Below are 9934 nucleotides of genomic sequence, written 5' to 3' on the forward strand. Positions count from 1 at the left end.
GCGAGGAAGGATCTCGCTCTGCGTCTCATGAGCCCCCCTTGCGGTGACCCGGCACGTGGGTGCGCGGGGTGCTCAGGCTGCGACGCGCGCATGGCCATGTCAACAGTGCGCCGTCGGACGGGAGTTGACCGCCCGGGGCTGCGCCCCGGGCCCCGTGCGCCTACCGGGGTGCCTCTTGAGGCCGGTGCGCGACTGCGGGTCGTGTTCGGCTGGTCGCGCCCACGCGGCGGAGCCGCAAATAAACACAGCCTCGCGCCCCTTACGGGGCGCCCGCGGGCGGAGCGCTCAGCCGACCATCCCCTCCGCCAGTTCCTCCGACAGGTCGGAGAGATCCGAGAGGTTCGACTCCGTGCCCGGGATGCCCAGGTCCTGCGCCCGCTTGTCGGCCATGGCCAGCAGTCGCCGGATGCGCCCCGCCACCGCGTCCTTCGTCAGCGGCGGGTCGGCGAGCGCGCCCAGCTCCTCCAGGGAGGCCTGCTTGTGCTCCATGCGCAGCCGCCCGGCCGCGGCGAGGTGCTCGGGCACCTCCTCGCCGAGGATCTCCAGCGCCCGCTGCACCCGCGCCCCGGCGGCCACCGCGGCCCGCGCGGAACGGCGCAGGTTCGCGTCGTCGAAGTTGGCGAGACGGTTGGCCGTGGCCCGCACCTCGCGCCGCATCCGGCGCTCCTCCCAGGCGAGCACCGACTCGTGCGCGCCCAGCCGCGTCAACAGCGCGCCGATCGCGTCACCGTCCCGGACGACGACCCGGTCCACGCCGCGCACCTCGCGCGCCTTGGCCGCGATCTGCAGCCGACGGGCCGCGCCGACCAGGGCCAGGGCCGCCTCGGGGCCGGGACAGGTCACCTCCAGGGAGGAGGAGCGGCCGGGCTCGGTGAGCGAGCCGTGCGCGAGGAACGCGCCGCGCCAGGCGGCCTCCGCGTCGCACGTGGCACCGGAGACGACCTGCGGCGGCAGACCGCGGATCGGCCGCCCGCGGCCGTCGACCAGGCCGGTCTGGCGGGCCAGCTGATCACCGCCCGCGACCACCCGCACCACGTACCGGCTGCCGCGGCGCAGCCCGCCGGGGGCCATCACCACCAGGTCGGAGGAGTGCCCGAAGATCTCCAGGATGTCCTTGCGCAGCCGCCGGGCCGCGATCCCGGTGTCCAGCTCCGCCTCGATCACGATGCGGCCGCTGACCAGGTGCAGTCCGCCCGCGAACCGCAGGATCGCCGAGACCTCCGCTTTCCGGCAGCAGGTCCGGGTGACGGGGAGCCGGGAGATTTCATCCTTCACCGCTGCCGTCATCGCCATGGGCCGATCCTTCCATGCATCCGAAAAATACGGTCGTACGCGGCGGCCAACAGCTCCGGGTCATGGGTCGGGGAGCCGTCGGGCGCGGCGACCGGCGCCAGCTCGACCGTGGCCCCGAGCCGCTGCGCGGCTTCGGTGAGGCTCTCCCGGTCGGGCACGGCGGCCTCGTCGGCCAGCACCACGTCCAGGGCGAGTTTAGGGGCGTGTCGGGCCAAAACCTCCAAATGACGCTGCGGGGAGAAGCCATCGGTTTCACCCGGCTGCGGCGCGAGGTTCAGCGAGAGCACCCGGCGGGCCTTGGTGGCCTGCAGCGCGTCGAGCAGCTCGGGGACCAGCAGATGCGGGATCACGGAGGAGAACCAGGAGCCCGGGCCGAGAACCACCCAGTCGGCGTCGAGCACCGCCTCGACGGCCTCGGGGACCGCGGGCGGGTCCTCCGGGACGACGTGCACGGACTGCACCTCGCCCGGGGTGAGCGCCACAGTGGCCTGCCCGCGCACAGTGGTGACCGCCTCGGGCTCGGCCGGGTCGTGGCCCTTCACGAGCGCCTGGAGCTCCAGGGGCACGGCGGACATGGGCAGCACCCGGCCGTGCGCGCCGAGCAGCTTGCCGACCAGGTCCAGGGCCTGCACATGGTCGCCGAGCTGCTCCCACAAGGCGACGATCAGCAGATTGCCCACGGCGTGGCCGTGCAGGTCGCCCTCGCTGGCGAAGCGGTGCTGGATGACGCGGGCCCAGGTCTGGCCCCAGTCGTCGTCACCGCACAGCGCGGCGAGCGCCTTGCGCAGGTCGCCCGGGGGCAGCACGCCGAGCTCGTCGCGGAGCCGTCCGCTGGAGCCGCCGTCGTCGGCGACGGTGACGACGGCGGTGAGGTCGCCGGTGATCCGGCGCAGGGCGGCGAGCGACGCGGACAGCCCATGGCCGCCGCCGAGGGCGACGACCTTGGGCTGCGCGCCGCGGCCCACGCGGCCCTTCCCCCGCCCGGCGGCGGGGACGAGACGGCGGACGCGGCGCAGACGGAAGGAACGGCCGGTCACTCGCGCCCCATGTCCCTGTGCACGACGACGGTCTCGACGCCCTCGGAGACCAGGCGGTGGGCGAGCTTCTCGGACATCGCGACGGAGCGGTGCTTGCCACCCGTGCAGCCCACCGCGATGGTCACATAGCGCTTGCCCTCGCGGCGGTAGCCCGCGGCGATCAGCTGGAGCAGCTCGGTGTAGCGGTCGAGGAACTCCTTGGCGCCGGGCTGGTTGAAGACGTAGCCCGAGACCTCCTCGTTGAGCCCGGTGAAGGGGCGCAGCTCGGGCACCCAGTGCGGGTTGGGCAGGAAGCGGCAGTCCACCACGAGGTCGGCGTCGACGGGCAGGCCGTACTTGTAGCCGAAGGACATCACGGTGGCCCGCAGCTCGGGCTCCTCCTCGCCCGCGAACTGGGCGTCCATCTTGGCGCGCAGCTCGTGCACGTTGAGGCTGGAGGTGTCGATCACCAGGTCGGCGTCGCCGCGCAGCTCCCGCAGGAGGTCGCGCTCGGCGGCGATGCCGTCGACGATGCGGCCGGAGCCCTGGAGGGGGTGCGGGCGGCGCACGGACTCGAAGCGGCGCACGAGGGCGTCGTCGGAGGCCTCCAGGAAGATCACGCGGCGCTTGACCTTCTTGGCGGCGAGGTCCGCGAGGGATTCGCGGAGGTTGTCGAAGAAGCGGCGGCCGCGGACGTCCACGACCACGGCGATGCGGGCCACGTTGCCCTGCGAGCGGGCGCCGAGGTCCACCATGGTGGGGATCAGCGCGGGCGGCAGGTTGTCCACGACGAACCAGCCGAGGTCCTCCAGGCACTTGGCGGCGGTGCTGCGGCCCGCCCCCGACATGCCGGAGATGATCACCAGCTCGGGGATGCCCGCCGCCTCGCCCGTCGCGTCCGCCGTCGTGCCCGTACTCACCTGTGCTCCGTCCCGTTCGTTCCCGGTCATGCTGCTACCCCCGTTCTGCGGACGGAGCCGCGGTCGCGGCGCCGTCGTCCCTATCGTCCATGATCTCGCCTGTCGCCGTGTTGACGGCGGGTGCGGGCGGCGCCGCCGCGGCGAGCGCGGCAGCGATCGTCTCGGCGGTCCTGCGGCCGATGCCGGGCGTCTCGCAGATCTGCTCGACGGTCGCGGCGCGGAGCTTCTTGAGCGAGCCGAAGTGCTTGAGCAGGGCCCGCTTGCGGGTCTCGCCGAGGCCCGCGACGGCGTCGAGCGGGCCCGCCTTCATGGTCTTCGTGCGCTTGCTGCGCTGGTAGGAGATGGCGAAGCGGTGCGCCTCGTCACGGACCCGCTGGAGCAGGTAGAGGCCCTCGCTGGTGCGGGGCAGGACGACGGGGTCGTCCTCGCCGGGCAGCCAGACCTCCTCCAGGCGCTTGGCGAGACCGCAGACGGCGACATCGCTGATGCCGAGCTCGTCCAGGGCCCGGCGGGCGGCGGCCACCTGCGGCGCGCCGCCGTCGACCACGACGAGCTGGGGCGGGTAGGCGAAGCGCTTGGGCCGGTCCTGCCGCTCCTCCGCCGCCGCGTCCCCGTTCTCCCCGTTCTCCGTGACGGCGTTCTCGTCGGACCACTCCCCCGCCTTCTGCTGCTCCTGCAGATAGCGGCGGAAGCGGCGGCCGACCACCTCGTGCATCGAACGGACGTCGTCCTGCCCCTCGAAGGTCTTGATCTGGAAGCGGCGGTACTCACTCTTCCGGGCCAGGCCGTCCTCGAAGACGACCATGGAGGCGACCACGTCCTGCCCCTGGAGGTGGGAGATGTCGAAGCACTCGATGCGCAGCGGCGCGGAGTCGAGCCCGAGGGCCTCGGTGATCTCCTCCAGGGCCCGGGAGCGGGTGGTGAGGTCGGAGGCCCGCTTGGTCTTGTGGAGGGCGAGGGCCTGTGCGGCGTTGCGCTGCACGGTGGCCATCAGGTCCTTCTTGTCGCCGCGCTGGGGGATGCGCAGGTCGACCCGGGAGCCGCGGCGCCCGGTCAGCCACTGGACCACCGGCTCGACGGGGTCGGGGAGGGCGGGGACGAGGACCTCCTTGGGCACGGCGTCGCCCGTCTCCTCGCCGTAGAGCTGCTGGAGGGCGTGCTCGACGAGGCCCGCGGTGTCGACGGCCTCGACCTTGTCGGTGACCCAGCCGCGCTGGCCGCGCACCCGGCCGCCGCGGACGTGGAAGATCTGCACGGCCGCCTCCAGCTCGTCCTCGGCGACAGCGATCAGGTCGGCGTCGGTGGCGTCCGCGAGGACCACCGCGTTCTTCTCCATGGCCCGGCGGAGCGCTTCTATGTCGTCACGGAGCCGGGCGGCCTTCTCGTACTCCATCTCCTCCGCGGCATCGTGCATCTGCCGTTCCAAACGGCGGATGTACGCACCGGTACGCCCGGCCATGAAGTCGCAGAACTCCTCGGCGAGTTCGCGGTGCTCCTGCGGGGTGACGCGGCCGACGCAGGGGGCGGAGCACTTGCCGATGTAGCCGAGCAGGCAGGGGCGGCCGATCTGGGCGGAGCGCTTGAACACCCCGGCGGAGCAGGTGCGTACGGGGAAGACCCGCAGCATCAGGTCCACGGTCTCGCGGATCGCCCAGGCGTGGGCGTACGGGCCGAAGTAGCGCACGCCCTTCTTCTTGGGGCCGCGCATGACCTGCACGCGCGGGAACTCCTCGTTCAGCGTGACGGCGAGGGAGGGGTAGCTCTTGTCGTCGCGGTACTTGACGTTGAACCGCGGGTCGTACTCCTTGATCCAGGAGTACTCCAGCTGGAGCGCCTCGACCTCGGTGGAGACCACGGTCCACTCGACGGAGGCGGCGGTGGTCACCATGGTGCGGGTGCGCGGGTGCAGGCCCGCGAGGTCCTGGAAGTACGACGAGAGCCGCTGGCGCAGGCTCTTCGCCTTTCCGACGTAGATCACGCGGCCGTGCTCGTCGCGGAACTTGTAGACCCCCGGCGAGTCGGGGATCTGTCCCGGCTTGGGGCGGTAGCTGCTGGGGTCGGCCATGTCCCCAACCCTACTTGCGGGCACTGACAACTCCACCGCCCGACGGCGGCGGGCCCGGGCCGGAAGACGGTTTCCGGGCCTCTCCGGGGAGGGGCCCGGAGGGCCTCGTGGCTCCGGGCCCCTGGCTCCGGACGGCTCCGGCCCCGGCGAGTGTGCGCCGGGGCCGGAGCGGGGCGCTGTGGGGACGCCCCTGGTGCGGGTGGTCAGCCGCGGCGCCGCTTCCGGCGGACCACCAGGGCGGAGGCGCCGAGGGCCGCTGCCGCGCCCGCGGCCGCCGCGACGGAGGCGGTGTTCACCGGGCTCCCCGCGTCGGTCCGCGCCGCGGAGGCGGTCAGCTCGTCCCCTGCTGTCCTCTCCGCCGCCCCGCCGGCCGGTGCCGCCGCGTCACCGGCGGTTCCGGCCTGTTCCTCGTAGCCGCCCGCCAGGCCCTTCTTCGCGTACGCGGAGCCGGGCAGCTTGTCGCCGTACGCCTTGTGGACGCGCGCCCGGTAGGCCTCGACGGTGGTGCCGTCCGCCCCGACGGCCCGCACGGCGTCGGAGTCGAGCGGCAGGACCCGGTCGCCGCGCTGGACATACCAGGCGTTGATCTGCGGCTCGCGGAAGACGGTGCCCCCGTCGAGCTTCTTCGCGCCCTCTGCCGCGTAACGCGTCTCGTCGTCACCGGTGGCGATGTTGACGACCTTCCAGGCGGCACCGTCCTTCACCGTCCACACGGACGCCTTCTGCCCGTCGGCCGAGACCGCCGTGCTGGCCAGGAACTCCAGCCTGGCCACCGGCGCGTCCGTCCTGCCCGCCACAAAGTCCGGGGAGAGCGTGTAGACGGGCACGGCCGTCCCGGCGATCCTCGGCTGCGCCTTGGCGAAGGCGACGCGCCCGTCGCGGGCGAAGAAGCGGGAGAGCGTGTCGAGCGTCGCGGGGGCCGCCGCGGCGTCGTGGGCGGCCGCGATCCCCGCCGCGGGCGGGGCCACGGGGGCCGGGGCGCCCGCCGCGTCGGCGTGCGCGAGGGGCGCGAGGGGCGCGAGGGCGAACAGCGCGACCGTGATCGTCCCCGCGGCCGCCGCACGGCCCGCGGTCCTCCTGGTGATCCTCCTGGTGTGCGCGGTCATGGCGTCACGCCCCGATCCGGTAGAGCGAGTGCGTCCAGGAGAACTGGTCGTTGTCCACGTACCAGCTGTGCGACGCCCAGTTGTAGCGGTCGTTGGACGGCCAGGGGTCGCCCCAGTAGACCCAGCTGTTCGAGTCGTCGTAGCCGTAGAGCACGTGCATGTGGCCGCCGCCGGAGGCCCACTGGATGCGCGTCTCGACGGGCCGGTTGTTGCTGATCTCGTTCTGCACGGTCGAGTAGCGCAGCCAGCCGGACACGTACGAGCCGGAGTTGATGCCCGCCCAGTCGAGGGCGTTCTGCACATTGCCCAGGGTGGCCTGGTTGTTGGGGCAGGTGGTGCCCTGCTGCCGGTTGAACGCGGCGTTGCAGAACTGGTTCTGGCTGTAGTTGCGGCCGTACCAGGTGGCGATGGTGTTGCCGGAGCCGGCCCAGCACCAGTTGGTCTTCTGCTGCGCCTGCATGGTGATGTTGAGCTGTTTCGACGCGCGCAGACCCGCGTGGTCGCCGGTCGCGGCGCTCGCCGTGGTGGGGACGGCGAGGAGCGCGGCGGCGGCCAGGGCGGCGGCGGAGAGCCGTCTGCCGCGTATCCGGGCCTGCCCGTTCTTCAGTTGTCGTGCCGATGCACGGGACATGGACGTGCCTCCCAGTGGGGGGTGTTACGGAGAGCGCGTCCGGACGCTGATCAGGAGCATCGGGTGTTGTCAGTGACCGGTCAACAGGCTTCAATGCTGGGTGGACGGGCGGTGTGAACGACACCTACCGGTTGTGAACGGCCTGTGCCCGGTCAAAAGGATCACAACGCTCCGGCGGCCCGGTCCGCTCCCGCCGCCGGTGAATATTCACAGAGGGGCGAGCGGATGGCACCAAGTGGCACACCAGCGGACACGGACGGGACCGAGCTGGCACGGGCCCTGCGCAGCGGCCCGTTCCACCTCGCGCTGCGGGCCGCACTGTCGGCCCGCGGGCTCGCCCTGCACCGCGTCCAGCACCGGCTCGCGCAACGCGGCATACAGGTCGGGGTGACGAGCCTCAGCTACTGGCAGCAGGGCGCACGACGGCCCCAGCGGCCCGAGTCGCTGCGGGCGGTGCGCGTGCTGGAGGAGATCCTGGAACTGCCTCCCCGCGCCCTGACCCGCCTGCTGGAACCGCCCGAGCGGCAGACCGGGACACGGCGGCCCGCGACGCTCTCCTACCGCTCCCTGGTGGAGGAGTCCCGCCCGCTGGAGCGGCTGCTGGCGGAGCTGGAGTCACCGGCCGACGGCGGCCTGCACACGGTCTGCCACCTGGAACGGGTCCTGATCGGCGCCGGCCGGGAGCTGCGGGAGCGCGACTCGCAGCACGTCGTACGGGCGCACCGGGACGGCGTGGACCGCTATGTGGCCATCCACCGCGGGGACCTCGGGTGCGACCCCGGCCGGGTGACGGTCCGGGCCACCGAGAACTGCCGTGTCGGGCGCGTCCGGTGGCACGCGGAGGCGGGCGTCCTCGTCGCCGAGCTGCTCTTCGACGCGCGGCTGCGGGCCGGGGAGACCCATGTCTTCGGCTACGGCTTCGACGACGGGACCGCGGGCCCGAGCACCGAATACGTCCGGGGGTTCAGCTTCGCGGGCGGGCAGTACGTGCTCCAGGTCCGCTTCGACCGCGCCGCGCTGCCGGTGCGCTGCCGCCGGTTCAGCCAGGCGTCCGCGGGGGCGCCGCGCGCCGCGCAGCAGGAACTGACGCTGGCGGGGCGGCACCGCGGGGTGCACCTGGTGGAGCAGGGGGTGCGCCCGGGGATCCTGGGGATCTCCTGGGACTGGGAGTAGGCCCTCGGGCCTGGACCCTCGGGCATGGGCCCTCAGGTGTGGCCCCTCAGGCGTCCGGGCCCGCGATCAGCTTGCCGCCGGCCAGCTTGACCTGGACCTCGGGCAGCGGGGCACCGGCCGGGCCCTGGAGCACCTTGCCGGTGGCCGGGTCGAACTCGCTGCCGTGGCACGAGCAGTGGATCCTCCCCTTCTCGATCTTGTTGACGACACAGCCCGCGTGCGTGCACACCGCGCTGAACGCCTTGTACTGCCCCTTGGCGGGCTGCGCGACGACGAGGCGCTGCTCGCGGTAGAGCTTGGCACCGCCGACCGGGACGTCGTCGGGGGCACCGAGGTCGACCGGGGCCGTGGGGACGGCCGGGCCCTTGCCGCCGCCCGTGGCACCGGAGCAGGCCGTGGCACCGAGCCCGGCGGCACCGGCCAGCGCGGCGCAGCGCAGCACGGTGCGGCGGGACGCGAAGGGTTCGGTGGACGCGGCGGGGGTCTCGGGCGCGGGGCTGGTCATGGGGTGCTCCAACGGTGGACTGTGCGAACGATGAACTGTGCGAGAGGAACGACGGATCGGACCGACCCTACCGGCACCCCGGATTCCGGTTGCGGGCCCTCCCGGGCGGCGGGCCGCGGCATGGCAGTCTGGGCCTCCTGGCCGAGGGGACTCGAGGGGACCGGAGGGACCGCAGTGATCGTCGTAGCCGGTGAAGCCCTGATCGACCTCGTGCCCGCCGACGGCGGGGGCGGGGACGGCGCACTGCCCGCCCTGCTGCCGAGGCGCGGCGGCGGCCCGTACAACACCGCCGTCGCGCTGGGGAGACTGTGCTCCGCGACGGCGTTCTGCTCCCGGGTGTCGGCGGACGCCTTCGGGGAGTCCCTGCTGGACGGGCTGCGGGCGGCGGGGGTCGACGTCTCGCTGGTGCAGCGCGGACCGGAGCCGACCACGCTCGCGGTGGCCTCCGTCGGCGCGGACGGCTCGGCGGGCTACGGCTTCTACGCGGAGGGCACCGCGGACCGCCTGTTCGCGCTCCCGGGGCCCCTGCCGGACACCGTCTCGGCGCTGTGTCTGGGTACCTGCTCGCTGGTCCTGGAGCCGGGCGCGAGCGCGTACGAGGCACTGCTGCGGCGGGAGGCGGAACGGGGCGTGTTCACGCTCCTGGACCCCAACGTCCGCGCGGGCCTCATCCCCGACGCGGCCGCCTACCGGACCCGCTTCCGCTCCTGGCTCCCGCACGTCACCCTGCTGAAGCTGTCGGCCGAGGACGCGCACTGGCTGGGCGGCACCCCGGAGGAGTGGCTGACGGCGGGCCCCTCGGCGGTGGTGGTCACCCACGGGGCGGAGGGTCTGTCCGTCCACACCCGCGACGACCAGTGGTCCGTACCGGCGGTACGGACCGAGGTCGTGGACACGATCGGGGCGGGCGACACGGTGAACGCTGCGCTGCTGCACGGAATGACGGGGCGGGGCGTACTGTCGCGCGAGGCGGTCGCGGCGCTTGGTGGTACGGAGTGGTGTTCCCTCCTCGATTTCGCGGCGCGGGCCGCGGCCGCGACGTGCGCCCACGCGGGCGCGGCCCCTCTGTGACCTGGGCTGCGCCCGGCGCGCCACTGCGGGGCCGGTGGCTCCGGTGCGCCCACCGGGGTGCCACTTACGCTCGGCGCGCGGCCACGGCCCCGGTGGGGGCTGGTCGCGCAGTTCCCCGCGCCCCTGACGGGGCGCGCCCGGCGCCGTACGGGGG

General features: G+C 73.6%; 9 protein-coding genes. 2 read left to right on the forward strand and 7 right to left on the reverse strand.

Annotated elements, in window-relative coordinates:
- Nucleotides 1-285: 285 nt before the first annotated feature.
- The 6 genes from whiA to K6I34_RS23320 all read right to left on the reverse strand — a co-directional run bounded on the left by whiA (nucleotide 286) and on the right by K6I34_RS23320 (nucleotide 7031).
- Entirely contained in the window at nucleotides 286-1293 is a 1008-nt protein-coding gene (gene whiA, locus K6I34_RS23295) for a DNA-binding protein WhiA (protein ID WP_121797708.1), read from the reverse strand.
- A complete protein-coding gene (gene yvcK, locus K6I34_RS23300) occupies nucleotides 1284-2330 on the reverse strand; it encodes a uridine diphosphate-N-acetylglucosamine-binding protein YvcK (protein ID WP_229328283.1) in 1047 nt (348 codons plus the stop codon). The genes whiA and yvcK overlap by 10 nt, the downstream gene beginning before the upstream one ends.
- Nucleotides 2327-3259 (reverse strand): RNase adapter RapZ, encoded by a 933-nt coding sequence (gene rapZ / locus K6I34_RS23305; protein WP_229328284.1) that lies wholly within the window; start codon nucleotides 3257-3259, stop codon nucleotides 2327-2329. The genes yvcK and rapZ overlap by 4 nt, the downstream gene beginning before the upstream one ends.
- A gap of 4 nt (nucleotides 3260-3263) precedes the next feature.
- Nucleotides 3264-5294 (reverse strand): excinuclease ABC subunit UvrC, encoded by a 2031-nt coding sequence (gene uvrC, locus K6I34_RS23310; protein WP_229328285.1) that lies wholly within the window; start codon nucleotides 5292-5294, stop codon nucleotides 3264-3266.
- A 203-nt stretch (nucleotides 5295-5497) separates the two neighbouring features.
- Complete coding sequence (locus K6I34_RS23315) at nucleotides 5498-6400, reverse strand: hypothetical protein (RefSeq protein ID WP_229328286.1); 903 nt, start codon at nucleotides 6398-6400, stop codon at nucleotides 5498-5500.
- Nucleotides 6401-6404: 4 nt separating this feature from the next.
- Nucleotides 6405-7031 carry a papain-like cysteine protease family protein gene (locus K6I34_RS23320; RefSeq protein WP_229328287.1) on the reverse strand — a complete coding sequence of 209 codons (627 nt, stop codon included), beginning with the start codon at nucleotides 7029-7031 and terminating at the stop codon, nucleotides 6405-6407.
- Nucleotides 7032-7256: 225 nt separating this feature from the next.
- On the opposite strand from K6I34_RS23320, the gene K6I34_RS23325 reads away from it, so the two are divergent.
- Nucleotides 7257-8204, forward strand: coding sequence for a hypothetical protein (locus K6I34_RS23325; protein WP_229328288.1), 948 nt, complete (start codon nucleotides 7257-7259; stop codon nucleotides 8202-8204).
- A 46-nt stretch (nucleotides 8205-8250) separates the two neighbouring features.
- Here the strand turns inward: K6I34_RS23325 and K6I34_RS23330 are convergent, their stop codons facing one another.
- Nucleotides 8251-8709, reverse strand: coding sequence for a Rieske (2Fe-2S) protein (locus K6I34_RS23330; protein WP_229328289.1), 459 nt, complete (start codon nucleotides 8707-8709; stop codon nucleotides 8251-8253).
- A 174-nt stretch (nucleotides 8710-8883) separates the two neighbouring features.
- Here K6I34_RS23330 and K6I34_RS23335 point away from each other — a divergent pair, with 174 nt between their 5' ends.
- Entirely contained in the window at nucleotides 8884-9780 is an 897-nt protein-coding gene (locus K6I34_RS23335) for a carbohydrate kinase (RefSeq protein WP_229328290.1), read from the forward strand.
- Nucleotides 9781-9934: the final 154 nt, after the last annotated feature.

This window comes from Streptomyces sp. UNOC14_S4 (assembly GCF_020740835.1).
GTDB lineage: Bacteria > Actinomycetota > Actinomycetes > Streptomycetales > Streptomycetaceae > Streptomyces.

Excerpts from the sequence above, each read along its gene's own strand:
- whiA (WP_121797708.1), bottom strand. The coding sequence starts at position 1,293 with ATGGCGATGACGGCAGCGGTGAAGGATGAAATCTCCCGGCTCCCCGTC.
- rapZ (WP_229328284.1), bottom strand. The coding sequence starts at position 3,259 with ATGACCGGGAACGAACGGGACGGAGCACAGGTGAGTACGGGCACGACG.
- uvrC (WP_229328285.1), bottom strand. The coding sequence starts at position 5,294 with ATGGCCGACCCCAGCAGCTACCGCCCCAAGCCGGGACAGATCCCCGAC.
- K6I34_RS23315 (WP_229328286.1), bottom strand. The coding sequence starts at position 6,400 with ATGACCGCGCACACCAGGAGGATCACCAGGAGGACCGCGGGCCGTGCG.
- K6I34_RS23320 (WP_229328287.1), bottom strand. The coding sequence starts at position 7,031 with ATGTCCCGTGCATCGGCACGACAACTGAAGAACGGGCAGGCCCGGATA.
- K6I34_RS23325 (WP_229328288.1), top strand. The coding sequence starts at position 7,257 with ATGGCACCAAGTGGCACACCAGCGGACACGGACGGGACCGAGCTGGCA.
- K6I34_RS23330 (WP_229328289.1), bottom strand. The coding sequence starts at position 8,709 with ATGACCAGCCCCGCGCCCGAGACCCCCGCCGCGTCCACCGAACCCTTC.